The following is an 18,988-nucleotide window of genomic DNA, read 5'->3' as shown; positions in this document are numbered from 1 at the left end:
GGGCTCACAGGGCTCCGGCGGCCGCAGCCCGCATGGGCATGGCATCCCAGGTGCGGCCCAGCAGTTCGCGCCCTCCGGCCTTCGGGGTGTGGCCGCCCCACTGCTTGAAGAAGAAGGGCACGCCGGCCTCGTCGCACGCTGCCTTGACCCCCAAGACCCAGTCGATGTCCATCCTGCGGTGTCCGGGGCCGGACTCCCCTCCCACGATCACCCAGTCGATGCCCTCGAGGTTGAGTCCGTCCAGTGGCCCGAGGAGGGGCTCGCAGCTGAGGAACCTGACAGCAGCTGGGACGGCCCGCAGGTCAGACACTCGGCCCAGGGCCTCCTCGTTCTCTACTGAGACACCCATCCAGACATTGGCAGGCCAGTCCAGGCTTCCCGCTAGGCGTCGTAGACGCCTAGCCCGCTTGGTGAGCACCTGGTACGTGTGCTGGGGAGTGTCCGCCATCACCTCGAAAACCTGGCGCACGAAGTCCTGCGGCACACGGGCGTGAAACAGGTCGGACATCGAGTTGACGAACACCGTGCGGGGACCGCGCCACCCGTAGGGGATCTTCAAGGCGTCCGGGTGGATGGTGAGGGCAAAGCCGGGGCCAGAGGTGCGAGGATCGCCGTCGGCCTGGTATTTGGACGCGCCCATCGCTTTGAGCCGCTTGGCGAGGGTGAGGGCGTAACAGTGGTCGCAGCCCGGAGAGACGCGGTCGCAGCCCGTGGTTGGATTCCAAGTCGCCTCGGTCCACTCGATGCTCGTCCGATCAGCCATGCCACCCCTACCTCTCCAATGCGGCCAACCTACCGACCGCTCCCTGTCGCCGTGGGTGTATTCCGCCGAGCCCCTCGGAAGAGGACGGTACGACAAATAGATCACATGTTCTATATAGCAGCGCGGAAGGCGGCGCGCGGTCCGGCCGCATGTACCAAAGGGGTGGCTGCCAGCCGCTGCAGCGGCTGGCAGCCGAGCAGCCGCGCCCCCGTGAGTGGCGCGCGAGGCGAAACCTTTGTGGCCCGCCTCCTGCCGGTGTGAGAGGCCACGGCTCGTAGCGACTCCCCTCTGCGATAGCGCGCGATCCTCTCGTCGATCGTGCTGGTAGTGAGGAGTGAGCGACGCCCCACAGGGGGGTAACTCCGTGTTTATCCACGCCGGAATACGACAAGGACCTCAGCTAGCGTCCGTTCCATGTAGACGGCCCGGGGGAGGCACAGGTGCGGTTCGAGAGCGAGGATGCCGACATGGCAGCAGCAATCGATCAGTTCGACCGTGTGGCTGCCAACATCGAGAAGCTGGAGTCTGTGTGGCGCCGGATCGAGGAGCTGACGCCTGAGGATCGGGAGTTTGGGCTGGACACCCCGGAGCGGGAGAACCTGGTACGCACGTTCACCCGCCTGACTGAGCACCTGCCAGCGATCGATGGGGTCCGCGTACAGGAGGTGCCCCTTTCGGCGGATGTAGTCGCCCAAACCCGACTTGATTATTGGGAGATCGGCGAGTCTCCCCGGGACTTCGAACGTGCCGTGGAGGAGCCTGGGCGGCAATTGGCTGAGTACAGGTACCGCTTCGACCAGGCCCGTAGCGCGCTGGTCCGAGGACACGTCACTGAAGTCACAGCGGTGATCGATGAGGTCGTGCGGGACATCGACGCGGAAGACGGTCTCGGCGAGTGGCGGGGGGAAGATCGCTGGGAGGAGTTGGCGGCGCTGGTGTCTCGGCTGGACCGGCTGGTGGGCGGCCAGGTGCCGGGCGACGCCCGCTGGGCCGCGCTGCGCCGGCATTTGTCCTTCCGGGATTCCACAGATTTGAGCGACATCGCGACGATGGACTGGCCGTCGGTACGCGCCGAGGTGCAGTCCGCACTGTATGGCGAGCACGATCCACTGCCGGTCGCAGTAGAGGATCTCGCCGACCTGGTCAGCGCGCGTCCCTCCGGATCCGTCAGCACGCGGCTGGAGTGGTCGCGACTGGACGCTGAGGGGTTCGAGCATCTGGTGTTCGAACTCGTCCGGCGCACACCCGGCTACGAGAACGTCAACTGGCTGATGCGGACGAACGCTGCCGACCGAGGCCGGGACATCCAGGCATACCGGGTCGTGCGCGACCCGCTGGCCGGAGTGCGCCGCTACCGGGTCATCATCCAATGCAAGCACTGGCAGCAACGCTCCATCGGCGCAGGAGACCTGTCGGCGTGCATGCAGGCCATCCGCCTCTGGGAGCCCCCGAAGATTGACGAACTGATCGTGGCTACCAGCGGACGTTTCTCCCAGGATGCGGTGGCCATCGCCGAGAAGCAGGCCAGCGAACGTCTCCTGCCTGCCGTGGAACTGTGGCCTGACAGCCATCTGGAGACGCTGCTGTCGCGCCGGCCTTCTCTCGCCGCTCAATTCCGCCTGCGCTGACATGGACTTAACTGCTTAATCTGCACCTCTGTGCACCCGTGCGCGATGGCTCGCTCCCCCGCGGGCCCGCAACGGGATCCCATGTGCGTGGGCCCAGCGGTTCATGTTCATGACACTCATCCCCTTCTCCCGCGCTAGCTCGGGTAGGGTCCTTCGGTTCTCGACGTACTCCCGAAAGAGCCAGTCTCGGTCGACAACCCCTCGCGGTTTGTAGTCAGCCCGCTTACGCATGGGGATGCCGTACTCGGCTGCCAGGCGGGTGAGCGTGGTCTTCGTGAATCCGGTCGCTGTCGCCACCTGGTCCAGAGGCTGGCCTTGCGTCACGTAGAGCTCCTCGAACCGGACCGGGGAAACAGATCGTCGTGCTGCTTCCATCACGGATCCGGTGCCGGGAGCGCTCCTGTTCTGGCGAGGCAGGGCGGGTGCGGGATGTTCTCGAAGCAGGTTGCAGGCAGTGTCCAGATCTAAGCGGAGCCTGCGTGCGGCCGCCGGGACAGCGCGGTCCTCCTCCCGGATGAGGCGGTGCAGCTCAGCAAGGTCGTTTTGTCCTGAATCCACTCCTGGCAGGGCCAGGCCACGAGTAAGTTCTGCGGGCGGATGCCAACTTGTCGGCTCGTTGCGGATCCCTTGCCGGGCGAGGAAGGACTGTGCTGCACAGTCGAGAGCGTGGGCCAGCTCCGGAGTTTGGAGCTTCCAGAAGCCAACGACGGCGTTGGTGAAGTTGGAGCTGTTCTCGCACGCTGCTGGCGGCGCCAAGTGCCAGGACAGGCCGCTCACCTGCCGGAACAGCACGTTTCTGACAATCTTGACTCGCCAGCCCTGTCCTGGGTGCACGTCGACCGATCGGGCGATTTCCACCCACTCGTCCTCGGGCAGGAGGTCTCGGTAGTCAAGGCGCCGACGGCGGGTGTAGTCGATGGGGACATCAGCTGCGTCGAGGAACGCGGCGAGGTGGTCCAGTGCGCAGTGGATCGCCGGCCACTCCGGTGTGTCCCGCAGGATCTGGAGCACTCGTGAAAGAGTCGGCCCGTCCGTGGCTGATCCCACGAGCCGTGCCGTCTGCGTCCAGTTCTTACTGCTGCCTGGAAGGAGCAGGATTCCTGCGAGGGCGGGCTGCAACGTCTGCAGCGTGATCCCGTCGGATGGGCGGACTCGTAGCGCCCAGGAAGGCCACACCATGACCGGGATCTTCCGGTTTCGGGCTCGGCTGGGATCTCGGTGCGGGGCCGGAAGCCGTGGGAAAGCGCTGACAGTACGGAAGCGGACTTGCTGCGCGGCTGCCAGCGTGGGGCCGAGGGCAGCAAGTCCCACTGCCTCCAGGACAGGGCTGCTGTTCCGGCTCATCCGTCCGATCGTGGTGGCGCTGATCTGGGCGCGCTTGCCACGTAGCTCCTCCAGAAATGGGCGCAGGAGCCTCCCCGCGGCACCGGCGTCGGGCTGACACAAGATCTTTAGGGCTGTCGTAGCCGCGAACGCCGCGCTGGCTGCTTCCGCAGGAGCGGTAAATCCGGCACGAGTACGCCCTGCCGACAAGACCTTCATGCTGCGGTTGGTCTCCTCGTGGGCTGAGACCAGATCCAGGGGAAGCATGCCAGCGAACCGCTGCGCGGGAAGATCGAGGATGACGCCTGCCAGCGCTCGCGTGTCGGAAAGCATCCGTGCTGCGCGTTGCGGGGACAGGGCGTAAAGGCCGAAGGCGGCGGTGTCACTCTCGATGGCTGTGTTGAGGAGCTCTTGAACCTGCAGGGCTGGATGCGAGCCGGTCAGACTGAGCGTGCTGGCTCGCGTCAGGTCGTGGCCGCACCGCTGGCGTCTCTGGGGCTCTTCGACGGTGACGGTGTTACCGCACCTGCCCAACTCGGGGATGCCGCGTTGCGAGATGGCGTTGTGGCGCTGTCTCTGCGGTGTAGTGCACCCAGGGCAGATGTCAGCCAGGAGCCGCTCATGTTCGACGCAGGCAAAGGACCAACCGAGCCGCCAGCTCAGCCGCCACCGGCCGCCGGTATCCGCCAGGCAGTCCGGGCAATACCGTGACCGGCTTCCCCGGCCCCACAGCGCCCGCCGGTTGACCCGCCCGCTCTCAGGCTCCATCAGGAGGGCCCGTCCGTGGTAGTGGCTCAGGAGCATCCTGGCGATGGTGGCTGGTGGCGTACCGGTGATGTAGGCGACCCGCTTCACTTCGGCGTCCGTCATCGACATGATCCACCGGGTGTAAGCGGGTAGGCCCCGGCTGTCAGCATCCGACTCGACAGCAGGGCCGCTGAGGGCCTTCATGACATCCCCGAGCGGCGTGCTCAAGCGGACGGCCAAAGCTTCGCACCACGAGTCGAGAGCCTCTCCCTCGATAGGTGCCAACCGGAGCGGGAAGGTACGAAGCTCTCGTTCAGCGCTGGTCACGCGCGCCCTCGTCGCTGCCGCGGCTTGCTGGTGAGCTTGCCCCGCTCCATCGCCATTTGCAGCTCCTGGCGAGCGCGCTCTGATGCCTCGTCGATCCTCACCTTGTCGAGGAGTTCCTGGGTGAGCCGGAACTCTTCCGTACGCATAGCGCGCTGACAACCACGGCGGATGAGCGTCATCAGCGAACCGATGTGCCCGGTGGAACGTGCGAAGACGTAGTCGGACAGGTCGTCCGCCAGCATCCCCGGGTACTTGTCTGGCAGGACCAGGCGCTGTTCCAGGGCTAGGAGCATCTGGCGCCACTCGCGCCGGCCGCGGTCGGTGTCGATGGCGAAGGGCCGCATGTCCAGGAGAGTGGTGCGGCGTCCGGTCTGGGCCAGTGCTTCTTCGCCGGGCGAGCGGCCCTCGCTGAACAGTCCCTTCTCAGCGAGCCGGACGCCGATCATGATGAGCGTCACCGGGAATTCGTTGGAGATCCACTTCAGGTGGTTGCTGACCTCAATGCCGCTGGAGCTGCCCCACTTGAGAAAGTGCAGATCATCGATGATGAGGATGCGGACGTCGCACTCCAAGACGCAGTCCAGGGCGCGTTGTCCCAGTTCTGTTGTGGTGCCCCGGACGCGGCCGGGGTGACCAAAGAACCCCAGCATGCTGCGGTTGAGGTCCTTGATGCCGGTGTTGCCGGTGAGGCCTACTCGGCATACGGGCAGCCGCTCGTGGCCCTCGGCCGTCAACGCCCCAAGCTCGGCAATCTCCCGGCGGTGCAGGGCTCGGGCGAAGGCGATGACGGATGTGCTCTTACCGAGACCGGGGAAAGCGTCGACAGCGACCGCGCTTCGGGCCTGGTCACCGTCCTGCTCATTGCTGTCGACGATGTCCCACAGCGTCTCGTGCAGTTCTGCGAGCTGCGGAGTCTTGACTGGGCCGATGTTGGCGTGCCACTGACGGAGGTGCTTCAGGTAGTCGACGGCCGCGTCATCGCTGAGGCTCTTGAACTGGGTCCGCGTGAGCGGCTCAGGCTGTACCCGGTCGGGGGCCTGCACGTAAGCGCTCCAGCCCTCCTTGCGCGACAGTGCGTGGACGCTTTCACTGCTCACACATCCTCCAGGGCGTCCGAGTAGAAGTCGTCGTCCGGGCCCCCGGCGCCGAGTCCCACTGTGTCGATCTCGTCGGCCTCATCGTCATCGCCGACTTCCATCGGCTCCGGTCGCTCGCGCTCTGCCACGGCTGGCTCTTGCCCCAGGGCCTTACGAACGGACGGCAACGAGACGACCGCCGTCGCCTCGGTCTCCGGCAATTCAATAGCCGCCTGATCACGGGCAAGCCTCAGCGCCATGCGCCGCTCGGCCCGTGTCGTACCCAGCCCAAGCTTCCAGCGTTCTAACAGGTCAGCAACAGCGAGGCGGTCGTCCGGATAGCGGTACTTCGACGCAGCCAGTTTCCGCGCGAACGCCAGCGCATCCTCGCTCAGCGGCATGTCCATCGATGGGGCATGCTCCCAAAGCAGTGCGTGCCAGCGCCGGCTGTTGGGATCCCGGAAGTAGATTCGGGTGACGTCATCGGGATCAAACTGGAACGGCCAGCCGTTCTTGACCGGTCCGCCGTAGGGGCTCTTGACGTTGCGGTAGGCGTTGAGCGCGGGTCCGTTGTAGCGGCGGCGGTCGATCTCGACGCCGTAGTGCTGAATCGTCCGCCACTTGGTCTGCAGGAACTCGAAAGCGAGGTCCGGATCCCGAGGCACCTCGATGTAGCCGGCCCTCGCCATGCCGTGCTCGAACATCTTCGCCGGGGACATCCTCATCCCGGGCAGGCCCGGGTCGAGGAGACCGGAGTGGGGTCGGGAGTGATAGACCACCGCGATCCACTCACGGATGATCGCCTCCAGCTCGTCCAGGAAGAAGAACGCGTCGTCCTCCGGCCTCTCGCCCCGGGAGTGGATATCGGGCCCCTTGTAACCAGGCAGGGCCTGTAGGAGGTCCTCGCGAACAGTCCGGAAGAACCGCTCGACCGGGCCCTTGTCTCGGCCCGTCCGCAGCCGAGCGGGCTGGATCGAAATCCCCATCCGACGGCAGACGCTGGTCAGATGGTCCGAGATGTAGACCTTGCCGTGATCGACCACCAGCGTCTCTGGAACCAGAGCCGGCGAGGCGAGCCCAGGGCCGTCGGCCGCGTCGATGTCCACCAGCACCGTCCTGGGGATGCCGTGCTCGGGCCAGACCGCGTGCCTGGGCCAGTCCCGCCCGGCCGGGCGGGGGCGGAAGGACTGATAGAGCACTGCGCTGACGTCTACCGCCTTCGTCGAGACCGGCGTGAGGCAGATCCCGGTGATGCAGCGGGTGTACCAGTCCATCCCGACTGAGAGCTCGGCCTGGACCCACCGCAACGTCAGCGGGTCGAACGCGAACACGTCCAACCGAGTGGAGTCCATCAGCAGGTACTCACCTGGCCGAGTCGGCCTCAACTTGCCGTAAGCGCCTTCCGGCCTGTCGGCGATGTCCCGGTTCCGCTTCGTGCTGAGCCGGAACAGCGGATGCCTGCGTTCCAGCTCCGACATCAGCCGAAACGCAACCGCCCGGCTCGGCTGCGGCACCACGTCTGGACCAAACCGAGCGATCACCCGTGCTCGCGTCCGCTCAATGATCATCGTCCGCGACGGTTTCGACTCGCCGGTGTGCTCGACCATCACCTCCAGGGCGGTCTCCACCCATCGATCATCCGCTTTGGTCCGGCTGGCCGAACCGTGTGCACGGCTAGGAGCAAGCCCCGCTTCGCCCTGCCGTTGGAAGTCTGCGACCCAGCGCTCGACTGTCCGGTAGCCCACACCGAGCTCCTGAGCCTTCGCCTGGTAGCGCTGTGCGAGAGCCCTGTCTGGCAAGTACTCGGGGCGAGGTTCCCCTTCAGCGGCAAGCTCGCTACATCCCGACTGATAGCCGGTCAACACCTCCCTGACATGGCGCGCACGATCGCGAACCTGCTGCTGCTCAGCTGTGCTCAGCTGACCGAGCACCACCCCGAGAAGCTCCGTGTCCTCATCGGCTGCCGTCCCCGACTCCAGCTCGTCGGAGACGATCTGCGCGCGTTCCGAGGCGAGCAGCTCTTTCAACGACAGCCGCCGAAGCCTCTCTCGGGTGTCCTTCAAGACGACTTCATTGCCCGCGGGCGTGCTCACGAACTCGATGACTTCCACGGTCTCGCCGTCGTAGCGGAACCGTGCACCGACTCCGACCCGAACTCCAGCTCCGCTCATACAGACCTCCACAGAACCCCGTTAGCTGTCAGTGGCCTTGTCAGATCCGTGCGCAACTGCCCTGTCCACAGGAAGTGAAGGACGCTGGCGCGGACCAGAGGCTGCGGGTGATTCGGAAGGCACCGAACCGCCTCACCGACCGTCGCGCCGTCCAGGTCCTGAGCCCGGAGTTCGTCCAGCACATCGGTGTTGATCAACCAAGACCTGCGGTAGCCAGCCAGAAACCGCAGGTTCTCTAGCTCGGTGGCTGGTGGCTCGCCCCATGCTTCGTACCGCCACCCACGGGATTCAAGGACCTCACGCGTCCAGGCGAAGGTGGATGCAACCGTGGGATCAGACATCCGCCGTAGCGGCTTGACGTCCACGACAACCAACCCGCCGGCACTCAACAGCAGATAGTCCGGGATGTGCTTGCGGACCTTCCCGCCAATGTTCGCCTTGATGAGGAAGGGCTGGGCGACGATGCGGTGCACCGCCCCGTCGAAATCGGCGTACAACAGCCGTGCCAACTCCAAGCGCGACTCGTAGATCACATGATCGCGATTGGTTGACGCCCAGTAGGTCCCCGAATAGTGCTGCTGGCCCTTGTACCAGCGGAACGTACGCCACGGGCGAGCCGCCCCGAGCGAGTTTCCCGAGACGGCGGCCCAACGTACGTCTTCCTGGACCCCGCCGTCGCTCCTAAAGCTGACCGTCACGGCCGAGAGATCGAGTTGCAGCTGATCCACCATGTGCCCACCCCAACGTCAGAGATCTGACGACCTGATGGCAACACGGTCGGTGCAGGGCACCCTCACATCACGGAAGATCGACGATCTCGCCCTCGAACGAGTGAACTTCGTCGCGATCCCCTTCTGAATCTCAGCTCGATGGCGTACCCGCCACCACCCCGCCAAGATCCACGAGATTCCGCCACGAAACGCGAGACCCTACAGCCGCCGGATCAGGTCTGTGCCATGTCCACGAAGCGGGAGTAGTGGCCCTGGAAGGCGACCGTGATGGTCGCGGTCGGGCCGTTACGGTGCTTGGCGACGATCAGGTCGGCCTCGCCGGCACGCGGTGACTCCTTCTCGTAGGCGTCCTCGCGGTGCAGCAGGATGACCATGTCGGCGTCCTGCTCGATGGATCCGGACTCACGCAGGTCGGAGACCATCGGCTTCTTGTCGGTGCGCTGCTCGGGGCCACGGTTGAGCTGGGAGAGCGCGATGACCGGGATCTCCAGCTCCTTGGCCAGCAGCTTGAGGTTACGGGACATGTCCGAGACCTCCTGCTGCCGGCTCTCGGCACGCTTGGAGCCGCCGGACTGCATCAGCTGGAGGTAGTCGATCACGACCAGCTTGAGGTCGTTGCGCTGCTTCAGGCGCCGGCACTTGGCGCGGATCTCCATCATCGACAGGTTCGGGGAGTCGTCGATGTAGAGCGGAGCGGCCGAGACGTCGGGCATCCGGCGGGCCAGCCGCGTCCAGTCCTCGTCGGTCATCGTGCCCGAACGCATGTGGTGCAGGGCGACCCGCGCCTCGGCGGACAGCAGACGCATCGCGATCTCGTTGCGCCCCATCTCCAGCGAGAAGATGACGCTGGGCAGGTTGTTCTTGATCGACGCCGCCCGCGCGAAGTCCAGCGCGAGCGTCGACTTGCCCATCGCGGGACGGGCGGCGATGACGATCATCTGCCCCGGGTGCAGACCGTTCGTCAGCGAGTCGAAGTCGGTGAACCCGGTGGGCACACCGGTCATCTCCCCGCTGCGCGAGCCGATCGCCTCGATCTCGTCGAGCGCGCCCTCCATGATGTCGCCCAACGGCAGGTAGTCCTCGCTGGTGCGCTGCTCGGTGACCGCGTAGACCTCGGCCTGGGCCCGGTTGACGATCTCGTCGACGTCGTCGTCGGCCGCGTATCCCATCTGGGTGATACGCGTGCCCGCCTCGACCAGGCGGCGCAGGATCGCACGCTCGTGGACGATCTCGGCGTAGTACGCGGCGTTGGCCGCCGTCGGCACGGTCTGCACGAGCGTGTGCAGATACGAGGCACCGCCGACCTTGTTGATCTCGCCGCGTCTGGTGAGCTCGGCGGCGATGGTGATCGGGTCGGCCGGCTCGCCCTTGGCATAGACGTCGAGGATCGCCTGGTAGATCGTCTCGTGGGCCGGCTTGTAGAAGTCGTGGCCCTTGAGGATCTCCACCACGTCGGCGATGGCGTCCTTGGACAGGAGCATGCCACCGAGCACCGACTGTTCGGCGTCGAGGTCCTGTGGGGGAACGCGTTCGAAGGCGGAACCCCCGTCGTCCCACCCGCCGTTCTCCCGGCCGCGGTCGTGCTGGTCGTCCCGGCCGCGGTCCGTGTCGGGGCGGCGGCGGGAGGCGGGCAGACGATCACTTGGGCCGCTGTCGGCCCACGGGTCGTCCAGGGGCTCGGAAATGCTCACCGAGCAGCCTCCTCCCGTCCGCCGAGCGGACCTCGCCGTGCCCCTCTTTCATACGGGACGGCACTGACAAAATGAGAGGCCCAACTCCGCTTCAGGCGCGTCAGGTTTATGACGCTTTGGAAGCCGGCGGACGGAGCGGGCGCCGGACCACGGTAGGGCCCAGAACAGCGTCAGCCAATCTGGTTATCCACAGGCCATGTGGACGACGGCCCGGATGCTGTGGAGAACTCGGCGAAACCTGTGCACGAGCCGGTGGACAGCCCTGTGAAAAAGCCCTCGGCGCCACCCACAGACCCCTCTTGACCTGCCGCTTTCCCGTCCACCGGCTGTGCAGAAGAAAAACTTTCCCAGTCGGACCAAGATCGCCTCGAACGGTACGCACAAGCGAACGCCACCAAAGCCCTAGTAAGGACTGCAAGAGCTTTGCATCTCTTACCTGTGGACGATTACATTGGTGCTCATGACACAGGCCCCCGCACGCCGCCCGGCCACCCGGCGTCGGCACGACCGAGAGATCGTCGCGCTCGCCGTCCCGGCCTTCGGCGCGCTCGTCGCCGAACCCCTCTTCGTGATGGCCGACAGCGCGATCGTCGGCCATCTCGGCACGGCGCAACTCGCCGGGCTCGGCATCGCCTCGGCCCTTCTGACCACCGCCGTCAGCGTCTTCGTCTTCCTCGCCTACGCCACCACGGCAGCGGTCGCCCGCCGTGTCGGCGCGGGCGACCTCCCGGCAGCCATCCGCCAGGGCATGGACGGCATCTGGCTGGCACTGCTGCTCGGGGCCGCCGTCATCGCGGTCGTGCTGCCCACCGCGCCCGCCCTGGTGGACCTCTTCGGCGCCTCGTCCACGGCGGCACCGTACGCGACGACCTATCTGCGCATCTCCTCGCTCGGCATTCCGTCCATGCTCGTCGTGCTGGCCGCGACCGGAGTCCTTCGTGGACTTCAGGACACCCGGACACCGCTGTATGTGGCCGTCGCCGGGTTCGTCGCCAACGGTGTCCTCAATGTTGGGCTCGTCTACGGCGCCGGGCTCGGCATCGCGGGCTCCGCCTGGGGCACCGTCATCGCCCAGTGCGGCATGGCGGCGGTCTATCTCTGTGTCGTCGTCCGTGGAGCGCGTCGGCACCACGCCTCCCTGCGGCCCGACCGGGCCGGAATCAGGGCATCGGCCCAGGCCGGTGCCCCACTGCTCGTCCGTACGCTCTCCCTGCGGGCGATCCTGATGATCGCCACGGCCGTGGCGGCCCGCCTCGGTGACGCGGACATCGCCGCCCACCAGATCATCCTGTCCCTGTGGAGCCTGCTCGCGTTCGCCCTCGACGCCATCGCGATCGCCGGGCAGGCCATCATCGGCCGTTACCTGGGCGCCGACGATCCCCAGGGTGCTCGCGAGGCCTGCCGACGCATGGTGCAGTGGGGGACAGCCGTCGGATTCGCCCTCGGACTTCTGGTCTTCCTGAGCCGGCCGCTCTTCCTGCCGCTGTTCACCAGTGACGCCCTCGTCAAGGACACGGCACTGGGAGCACTGCTTCTGGTGGCGCTCTCCCAGCCGATCTGCGGCGTGGTCTTCGTCCTGGACGGGGTGCTGATGGGTGCGGGAGACGGACCGTATCTCGCCAGGGCCATGCTGGTGACCTTGGCGGTCTTCACACCCGTGGCGCTGCTCGTACCCGTTCTCGGCGGCGGACTCACCGCGCTCTGGGCGGCCATGACCTTGATGATGGCGGTGCGGCTGCTGACGCTGTGGCTGCGTTCCCGCTCGGGCCGCTGGATCGTCACGGGAGTGGCACGCTGACTGTTTCACGTGAAACACCACGGGCTGCCAGGTTTCACATGAAACACCGCTGCCCGGGCCGTTGACTCAGCCACGCGGAAGGGGCCGCATCCTCGACGGATGCGGCCCCTTCCTCACTGCTCAAGCAGAGCGGAGCGCCTTACGCGGCGACAACCTCGATGTTGACCTTGGCGGCAACCTCGGGGTGCAGACGCACGGACGTCTCGTGACCGCCCAGGGACTTGATCGGCGCGCCCAGCTCGATGCGACGCTTGTCGACCTCGGGACCGCCGGCAGCCTTGATCGCCGAGGCGACGTCGGCCGGGGTGACGGAACCGAACAGGCGGCCGGAGTCGCCGGAGCGAACGGCCAGACGGACCTTCACGCCCTCGAGCTGGGCCTTGATCTGGTTGGCCTGCTCGATGGTCTGGATCTCGTGGATCTTGCGAGCACGACGGATCTGCTCGACGTCCTTCTCGCCGCCCTTGGTCCAGCGGATGGCGAACTTCCGCGGGATCAGGTAGTTGCGAGCGTAGCCGTCCTTGACGTCCACGACGTCGCCCGCGGCACCGAGGCCGGAGACCTCGTGGGTAAGGATGATCTTCATGTGTGGCTCACCCTTCCCTTAGCGCGCAGTGGAGGTGTAGGGCAGCAGCGCCATCTCACGGCTGTTCTTGACGGCCGTGGCGACGTCACGCTGGTGCTGCGTGCAGTTGCCGGTCACGCGACGGGCACGGATCTTGCCGCGGTCGGAAATGAACTTCCGCAGCATGTTCGTGTCCTTGTAGTCCACGTACGTGACCTTGTCCTTGCAGAAAGCGCAGACCTTCTTCTTAGGCTTGCGCACAGGCGGCTTCGCCATGGTGTTTCTCCTGTGTGATCAAGAAGTTGGGGTACGGCCCGCCTAGAAGGGGGGCTCGTCCGAGTAGCCGCCACCGCCGCCGGAGCCACCGCCCCAGCCACCGCCACCGCCGCCCTGGTTGCCACCGGCGGGAGCACCGGTCGCCCACGGGTCGTCGGAGGGAGCGCCGCCGCCCTGCTGGCCGCCACCGGGGCCACCGCCCCAGCCGCCGCCACCCTGGCCGCCGCCCTGGCCGCCACCGCCGCCGTAACCACCCTGGCCACCGCGGCCCGAGGTCTTGGTGACCTTGGCCGTGGCGTTGCGCAGGCTGGCACCGACCTCTTCGACGTCCAGTTCGTAGACCGTGCGCTTGACGCCCTCACGGTCCTCGTAGGACCGCTGCTTCAGCCGGCCCTGCACGATGACGCGCATGCCTCGCTGGAGCGACTCGGCGACGTTCTCCGCCGCCTGACGCCAGACCGAGCAGGTCAGGAAGAGGCTCTCGCCGTCCTTCCACTCGTTCGTCTGACGGTCGAAGGTGCGGGGAGTGGACGCGACGCGGAACTTCGCGACCGCCGCACCGGACGGGGTGAAGCGCAGCTCGGGGTCGTCGACAAGATTGCCGACGACCGTGATGACGGTCTCGCCTGCCATGGGGGAACCTCTCGGCGGGTTTGCTCTGGCTGCTTGCTACTCGAATCCCGAGATCAGCTGAGCGAAGGGCTCAGTGGGTCTCGGGGCGGAGGACCTTGGTCCGGAGGACCGACTCGTTCAGGTTCATCTGGCGGTCGAGCTCCTTGACGACCGCAGGCTCGGCCTGCAGGTCGATGACCGAGTAGATGCCCTCGGGCTTCTTCTTGATCTCGTACGAGAGACGACGACGGCCCCAGGTGTCGACCTTCTCGACCTTTCCGCCACCGTCACGGACGACGGAAAGGAAGTTCTCGATCAGCGGGGAGACAGAACGCTCCTCGAGATCGGGGTCGAGGATGACCATCACCTCGTAGTGACGCATGTGGAACCCACCTCCTCTGGACTCAACGGCCACGGTCGTTCCGTGGCAGGAGGGTTGTTATGCGTACGCAACAGTGCTTGCAGTACATCAGCCGCCACTGACAACGAGGGCCGGCTGACGGACTCTCCAGATTGGCCGTGGCTCAGCCTGGGCAGACACCGTGCAGAACGTACAGACTACCCGCACACCTGCTTCCGGTTGAAATCGGGGCGCCGGACCCGTCAACCTGGACACCTCGGGTGTGCACGGCGCTATGATGCGCCGCTTTTCGCTGGAGGTGCCCCATGGCACAGACGATGCGACCGAACACCGCCGCGGGCGGCGGCCTCTTCGCCACCGACGGCAAGTCCCACCCGGTCCAGGACACCCTGCTCGTGGTGACCCTGGTACTGGGCGTGCTGGCGTTCATCACCGGGCTCCTCTTCCACAGCCTGCACCTGCTGAGCTCCTGGGCCGGTCTGGTGGGGATCCTCACCGGCGCGTACGGCCAGTGGATCTCCGTGACGACGCGCGAGCGCTTCGGGCTTGTGCTCGGTCTCGGCGCCTCCGCGGTGGGCTTCTATCTCGGCCTGGCGCACGGCGGCCTGTTCGGCGGCCTGTTCAGCTGAGACCGGGCACGCCCGGCCGCTCCTCGGGGACGGCGTCCGCCCAAGACCGCGGACGCCGCCCGTACGACCGCACGACCGGCACCGCGGCGATGAACGGGCCGGACCGAAGGTTGTGTGCGGCCAGTCTGGGCGCTCCCGGGGCGCAGTAGGCTTCGGCGCGAGAGCCGGAGCCCCTGTACCCATGGGGACACGCCAGCCCGAGGAGCGCCCCGAATGAGCCTGACCCTGAGGACCATCAGTCGAGAGCAGCATCTGGCATACATCCAGAACCTGCCCGCGGCGAGTCACATGCAGGTCCCGGCATGGGCAGAGGTCAAGGCGGAGTGGCGCTCGGAGAACCTGGGCTGGTTCGACGAGCGCACCGGCGAGCTGGTCGGCGCGGGTCTCGTCCTGTACCGCCAGCTGCCCAAGATCAAGCGGTATCTCGCGTACCTGCCCGAGGGTCCGGTCATCAACTGGTTCGCGCCGAATCTCGACGACTGGATCCAGCCGATGCTGGCGCACCTGAAGCAGCAGGGTGCCTTCTCGGTGAAGATGGGCCCGCCGGTGATCATCCGCCGCTGGAACGCCGAGACCATCAAGAAGGGCATCCAGGACTCGGACGTCAAGCGCCTGCGCGACCTGGAGGCCGACTTCATCGAGCCCCGCGCCTTCGAGGTCGCCGACAAGCTGCGCCGTATGGGCTGGCAGCAGGGCGAGGACGGCGGCGCCGGCTTCGGCGACGTGCAGCCCCGCTACATCTTCCAGGTGCCGCTGGCCAACCGGTCCCTGGAAGAGGTGCACAAGAACTTCAACCAGCTGTGGCGCCGCAACATCAAGAAGGCCGAGAAGGCCGGCGTCGAGGTCGTCCAGGGCAGCTACCAGGACCTCGAGGAATGGCAGCGGCTGTACGAGATCACGGCCGTGCGCGACCACTTCCGGCCCCGCCCGCTGTCGTACTTCCAGCGCATGTGGACGGCCCTCAACACCGAGGACCCCAACCGCATGCGGCTGTACTTCGCCCGGCACAACGGCGTGAACCTGGCGGCGGCGACGATGCTGATCGTCGGCGGGCACGTCTGGTACTCCTACGGCGCCTCCGACAACATCGGCCGCGAGGTCCGGCCCTCGAACGCGATGCAGTGGCGGATGCTGCGCGACGCCTACGCGCTCGGCGCCACGGTCTACGACCTGCGCGGCATCTCCGACTCGCTGGACGAGACCGACCACCTCTTCGGTCTGATCCAGTTCAAGGTCGGCACCGGCGGCCAGGCCGCCGAGTACCTCGGGGAGTGGGACTTCCCGCTGAACAAGCTGCTCCACAAGGCGCTCGACATCTACATGTCGCGCCGCTGACCTGACACTCCGCGTTTCGACCCCCGTCGACACCTTCCATACTTCTGCTACACCGCATCCACGAGAGAGGTTCCAGGTCCGGCCATGGCGCTCACGCTCTACGTCGACACCGCGCGCTGGCGGGCGCACCACAAGCACGTGCAGGAGCAGTTCCCGGGGCTGGTCCCGGTCTGCAAGGGCAACGGCTACGGATTCGGGCACGAGCGGCTGGCGGAGGAGGCCACGCGGCTGGGCTCCGACATCCTCGCCGTCGGCACGACGTACGAAGCCGCCCGCATCAAGGACTTCTTCAGCGGTGACCTGCTGGTGCTGACGCCGTACCGCCGCGGTGAGGAGCCGGTGCCGCTGCCCGACCGCGTGGTCCGCTCGGTGTCGTCGATCGACGGGGTGTACGGCCTCGTCGGGGCCCGCGTGGTCATCGAGGTGATGTCCTCGATGAAGCGGCACGGCATCAGCGAGCAGGATCTGCCGCAGCTGCACGCCGCCATCGAGAACGTCCGGCTGGAGGGCTTCGCCATCCACCTGCCGCTGGACCGCACGGACGGCTCGGACGCGGTGGAGGAGGTCATCGGCTGGATGGACCGGCTGCGCGCGGCCCGCCTGCCGCTGCACACGATGTTCGTCAGCCACCTCAAGGCGGATGAACTCGCCCGGCTGCAGCAGCAGTTCCCGCAGACGCGTTTCCGTGCCCGCATCGGCACCCGGCTCTGGCTGGGGGACCACGACGCCACCGAGTACCGCGGGGCGGTCCTGGACGTCACCAAGGTCAGCAAGGGCGACCGTTTCGGCTACCGCCAGCAGAAGGCGGCCTCGGACGGCTTCCTGGTGGTCGTGGCGGGCGGTACGTCGCACGGGGTGGGCCTTGAGGCCCCCAAGGCGCTGCACGGCGTCATGCCGCGCGCCAAGGGCGTCGCCCGCGCCGGTCTCGCCACGGTGAACCGCAACCTCTCCCCGTTCGTCTGGAGCGGCAAGCAGCGCTGGTTCGCGGAGCCGCCGCACATGCAGGTGTCGATCCTGTTCGTCCCCTCGGACGCGCAGGAGCCCAAGGTCGGTGACGAGCTGGTGGCCCATCTGCGCCACACCACCACGCAGTTCGACCGGCTCATGGACCACTGAGCGGCGGTCCCAAGACCCGTTCTCATGCGAAAGGCCGTGTCCGGTGATGCCGGACACGGCCTTTCGCATGGCCCCCGAGGGCGCTGTTCGCTCAGAGCGAACCGCTCCGGGGTGCGGCCGGACCCTGGCCGCCCCACTCCACGTGCGGGCCGCCCGAGTCCGTCTCCGGGTACGGTGGCCGGGCCCGGGTGCCCAGGACGAAGACGTCCTCGGCGCCGTCGAGGACACCGCCCGAGGGGTCGTCGTCGCCGGCCCGGCGCACCACGTCCCGCTCCGGCATGAGGATGTCGCGCACGACGACCACGCAGAGGTACAGCGTGCCCAGCAGGTGCACGGCGATCGCCCAGTGGTAGCCGTCGGTCGGCAGTCCCTTGTGGGCGTCTCCGCTGGTCGTGTAGGCGAGGTACATCCAGATGCCGAGGAAGTACGCCACCTCGCAGGCCTGCCAGATCAGGAAGTCGCGCCACTTGGGGCGGGCCAGTGCGGCCAGCGGGACCAGCCACAGGACGTACTGCGGCGAGTAGACCTTGTTGGTGAGGATGAAGGCCGCCACGATCAGGAAGGCGAGCTGGGCGAAGCGCGGACGGCGCGGGGCGTACAGCGTCAGCGCCGCGATGCCGAGGGCGCACAGCACCACCAGCAGGGTGGCCGTCGTGTTGACGAAGTCGGTGCTCGGCGGACTGGTCGAGTTCTGGGCCCAGATGAGCCAGAAGGAGCCGAAGTCGACGCCCCGGTCGTGGCTGAACCTGTAGAACTGCCACCAGCCCTCCGAGGCGAAGGCCATCACCGGCAGGTTCACCACCAGCCAGGCGACGACGGCGCCCGCCACGGCCCTGCCGAAGTCCCGCCACTTCCCCGCCCGCCAGCACAGCACGAACAGCGGGCCGAGCAGGAAGACGGGATAGAGCTTGGCGGCCGTGGCGAGGCCCAGCAGGACGCCGAAGGCGACCGAGCGCCCTCGGGACCACATCAGCATCGCGGCGGCCGTCAGGGCGACCGCCAGCAGGTCCCAGTTGATGGTGGCGGTCAGCACGAAGGCAGGCGCGAGGGCAACCAGGAGACCGTCCCACGGCCGCCGGGCGTGGGTACGGGTCACGCAGACGGCGATGACGGCCGCGCACACCATCAGCATCCCGGCGTTGACCATCCAGTACCACTGTTCCTGGTGCTGGATGCTGCCGCTGTGCGGGGTCAGCCAGGAGGCCACCTCCATGAAGACCCCGGTCAGTACGGGGTACTCCAGGTACGGCATGTCGCCGGAGAGCCTGTCGAAGTAGGGCACGAGGCCCTCGGCGAAACCGCGGCCCTGATAGAGGTGCGGAATGTCCGAGTAGCAGGCCTTCGTGTACTGGGAGCTCGCACCGAAGAACCAGGCGCCGTGGTAGCAGGGCACCTTCTGGACCAGGCCGAGGGCGAACATGCCGATCGCGACGAGCGCGACGACCCGTACGGGGGTCCACCAGGACCTTCCGAGCAGGGCACGCCGCCCGACGGGGCCGCCGATCAGCTCGCTGCCGGCCGCCGCGACCTCGTCCTCCCTGGTCGGCCGCACCGGGTCCGGCTCGTGCACGCTCGCTTGCGTCGATTCAGCACTGGGCATGCAGCACATCCTGCCGTACGGCCCGAGGGCGCGTGCCCGGTCGGCACCGCGGAGGGGGCGACGGCCCGTTCTCCTCGCCGAGGCCGAACCCGAAACGCCCCCTCGCACGAACGAGCGCGGGGCCCCCCCCGGGGGGGGGGGGGGGCGCGCGCGGCCGGGGTCGGGGCCAACCGCCGCCGGGGCCGCGGGCGGGGCGGTTGCGCCCGTGGCGGGGGCGCCGGGGGGGGCCCCCCTGGCGG

The 18,988-nt window shown here is 67.2% G+C and carries 16 protein-coding genes; 5 read left to right on the top strand and 11 right to left on the bottom strand.

Annotated elements, in window-relative coordinates:
- Positions 1-4 precede the first annotated feature (4 nt).
- A complete protein-coding gene (locus tag ACIP4X_RS26425; protein ID WP_401350919.1) occupies positions 5-763 on the bottom strand; it encodes a DUF5131 family protein in 759 nt (252 codons plus the stop codon).
- A 467-nt stretch (positions 764-1,230) separates the two neighbouring features.
- Between ACIP4X_RS26425 and ACIP4X_RS26420 the strand changes: the two genes are divergently transcribed.
- Positions 1,231-2,391, top strand: coding sequence for a restriction endonuclease (locus ACIP4X_RS26420; protein ID WP_401350918.1), 1,161 nt, complete (start codon positions 1,231-1,233; stop codon positions 2,389-2,391).
- Between the two features lie 15 nt (positions 2,392-2,406).
- Here ACIP4X_RS26420 and ACIP4X_RS26415 read toward each other — a convergent pair whose 3' ends face one another.
- The 5 genes from ACIP4X_RS26415 to dnaB form a co-directional block, all read right to left on the bottom strand.
- Entirely contained in the window at positions 2,407-4,788 is a 2,382-nt protein-coding gene (locus tag ACIP4X_RS26415) for a TniQ family protein (RefSeq protein WP_401350917.1), read from the bottom strand.
- A complete protein-coding gene (locus ACIP4X_RS26410) occupies positions 4,785-5,885 on the bottom strand; it encodes a TniB family NTP-binding protein (protein WP_401350915.1) in 1,101 nt (366 codons plus the stop codon). Before ACIP4X_RS26410 ends, ACIP4X_RS26415 begins: the two co-directional genes overlap by 4 nt.
- Positions 5,882-8,035 (bottom strand): helix-turn-helix domain-containing protein, encoded by a 2,154-nt coding sequence (locus ACIP4X_RS26405; RefSeq protein ID WP_401350913.1) that lies wholly within the window; start codon positions 8,033-8,035, stop codon positions 5,882-5,884. Before ACIP4X_RS26405 ends, ACIP4X_RS26410 begins: the two co-directional genes overlap by 4 nt.
- Entirely contained in the window at positions 8,032-8,766 is a 735-nt protein-coding gene (locus ACIP4X_RS26400; RefSeq protein ID WP_401350911.1) for a TnsA-like heteromeric transposase endonuclease subunit, read from the bottom strand. The genes ACIP4X_RS26405 and ACIP4X_RS26400 overlap by 4 nt, the downstream gene beginning before the upstream one ends.
- Before the next feature lie 212 nt (positions 8,767-8,978).
- Positions 8,979-10,457, bottom strand: coding sequence for a replicative DNA helicase (gene dnaB / locus ACIP4X_RS26395; protein WP_358738308.1), 1,479 nt, complete (start codon positions 10,455-10,457; stop codon positions 8,979-8,981).
- Positions 10,458-10,917: 460 nt separating this feature from the next.
- Between dnaB and ACIP4X_RS26390 the strand changes: the two genes are divergently transcribed.
- On the top strand, positions 10,918-12,255 hold the full coding sequence (locus tag ACIP4X_RS26390) for an MATE family efflux transporter (protein WP_401350908.1): 1,338 nt from the start codon (positions 10,918-10,920) through the stop codon (positions 12,253-12,255).
- A gap of 139 nt (positions 12,256-12,394) precedes the next feature.
- Here the strand turns inward: ACIP4X_RS26390 and rplI are convergent, their stop codons facing one another.
- From rplI to rpsF, 4 genes are all read right to left on the bottom strand, one after another.
- On the bottom strand, positions 12,395-12,841 hold the full coding sequence (gene rplI / locus ACIP4X_RS26385) for a 50S ribosomal protein L9 (protein WP_326803237.1): 447 nt from the start codon (positions 12,839-12,841) through the stop codon (positions 12,395-12,397).
- A gap of 18 nt (positions 12,842-12,859) precedes the next feature.
- Positions 12,860-13,096: a 30S ribosomal protein S18 gene (gene rpsR, locus ACIP4X_RS26380; protein WP_003949403.1), complete on the bottom strand. Its 237-nt coding sequence runs from the start codon at positions 13,094-13,096 to the stop codon at positions 12,860-12,862.
- Between the two features lie 42 nt (positions 13,097-13,138).
- The gene (locus ACIP4X_RS26375) at positions 13,139-13,729 is read right to left on the bottom strand and encodes a single-stranded DNA-binding protein (protein WP_358738311.1); all 591 of its coding nucleotides are present in this window, start codon (positions 13,727-13,729) and stop codon (positions 13,139-13,141) included.
- Positions 13,730-13,799: 70 nt separating this feature from the next.
- Positions 13,800-14,090, bottom strand: coding sequence for a 30S ribosomal protein S6 (rpsF, locus tag ACIP4X_RS26370; protein ID WP_019324683.1), 291 nt, complete (start codon positions 14,088-14,090; stop codon positions 13,800-13,802).
- Positions 14,091-14,374: 284 nt separating this feature from the next.
- Between rpsF and ACIP4X_RS26365 the strand changes: the two genes are divergently transcribed.
- From ACIP4X_RS26365 to ACIP4X_RS26355, 3 genes are all read left to right on the top strand, one after another.
- Complete coding sequence (locus ACIP4X_RS26365) at positions 14,375-14,698, top strand: hypothetical protein (RefSeq protein WP_358738313.1); 324 nt, start codon at positions 14,375-14,377, stop codon at positions 14,696-14,698.
- A gap of 213 nt (positions 14,699-14,911) precedes the next feature.
- A complete protein-coding gene (femX, locus tag ACIP4X_RS26360; protein WP_358738314.1) occupies positions 14,912-16,033 on the top strand; it encodes a peptidoglycan bridge formation glycyltransferase FemX in 1,122 nt (373 codons plus the stop codon).
- Positions 16,034-16,117: 84 nt separating this feature from the next.
- A complete protein-coding gene (locus tag ACIP4X_RS26355; protein WP_358738316.1) occupies positions 16,118-17,149 on the top strand; it encodes an alanine racemase in 1,032 nt (343 codons plus the stop codon).
- 91 nt (positions 17,150-17,240) lie between these two features.
- Here ACIP4X_RS26355 and ACIP4X_RS26350 read toward each other — a convergent pair whose 3' ends face one another.
- Complete coding sequence (locus tag ACIP4X_RS26350; protein ID WP_401350904.1) at positions 17,241-18,749, bottom strand: glycosyltransferase family 87 protein; 1,509 nt, start codon at positions 18,747-18,749, stop codon at positions 17,241-17,243.
- Between the last annotated feature and the right edge of the window lie 239 nt (positions 18,750-18,988).

Origin of the sequence: Streptomyces sp. NPDC088817 (assembly GCF_044750345.1) — a bacterium.
Lineage (GTDB): Bacteria > Actinomycetota > Actinomycetes > Streptomycetales > Streptomycetaceae > Streptomyces.
The sequence above is the reverse complement of the archived record's forward strand: the minus strand, read 5'-3'. Positions and strand labels throughout refer to the sequence as shown.

What these genes read in the sequence shown, in the direction of transcription:
- ACIP4X_RS26390 (WP_401350908.1), top strand. Translation starts at nt 10,918, where the DNA reads ATGACACAGGCCCCCGCACGCCGCCCGGCCACCCGGCGTCGGCACGAC.
- ACIP4X_RS26425 (WP_401350919.1), bottom strand. Translation starts at nt 763, where the DNA reads ATGGCTGATCGGACGAGCATCGAGTGGACCGAGGCGACTTGGAATCCA.
- ACIP4X_RS26400 (WP_401350911.1), bottom strand. Translation starts at nt 8,766, where the DNA reads ATGGTGGATCAGCTGCAACTCGATCTCTCGGCCGTGACGGTCAGCTTT.
- femX (WP_358738314.1), top strand. Translation starts at nt 14,912, where the DNA reads ATGAGCCTGACCCTGAGGACCATCAGTCGAGAGCAGCATCTGGCATAC.
- ACIP4X_RS26420 (WP_401350918.1), top strand. Translation starts at nt 1,231, where the DNA reads ATGGCAGCAGCAATCGATCAGTTCGACCGTGTGGCTGCCAACATCGAG.
- ACIP4X_RS26350 (WP_401350904.1), bottom strand. Translation starts at nt 18,749, where the DNA reads ATGCCCAGTGCTGAATCGACGCAAGCGAGCGTGCACGAGCCGGACCCG.
- ACIP4X_RS26405 (WP_401350913.1), bottom strand. Translation starts at nt 8,035, where the DNA reads ATGAGCGGAGCTGGAGTTCGGGTCGGAGTCGGTGCACGGTTCCGCTAC.
- ACIP4X_RS26355 (WP_358738316.1), top strand. Translation starts at nt 16,118, where the DNA reads ATGGCGCTCACGCTCTACGTCGACACCGCGCGCTGGCGGGCGCACCAC.
- ACIP4X_RS26375 (WP_358738311.1), bottom strand. Translation starts at nt 13,729, where the DNA reads ATGGCAGGCGAGACCGTCATCACGGTCGTCGGCAATCTTGTCGACGAC.
- rpsR (WP_003949403.1), bottom strand. Translation starts at nt 13,096, where the DNA reads ATGGCGAAGCCGCCTGTGCGCAAGCCTAAGAAGAAGGTCTGCGCTTTC.
- rpsF (WP_019324683.1), bottom strand. Translation starts at nt 14,090, where the DNA reads ATGCGTCACTACGAGGTGATGGTCATCCTCGACCCCGATCTCGAGGAG.
- rplI (WP_326803237.1), bottom strand. Translation starts at nt 12,841, where the DNA reads ATGAAGATCATCCTTACCCACGAGGTCTCCGGCCTCGGTGCCGCGGGC.
- ACIP4X_RS26365 (WP_358738313.1), top strand. Translation starts at nt 14,375, where the DNA reads ATGGCACAGACGATGCGACCGAACACCGCCGCGGGCGGCGGCCTCTTC.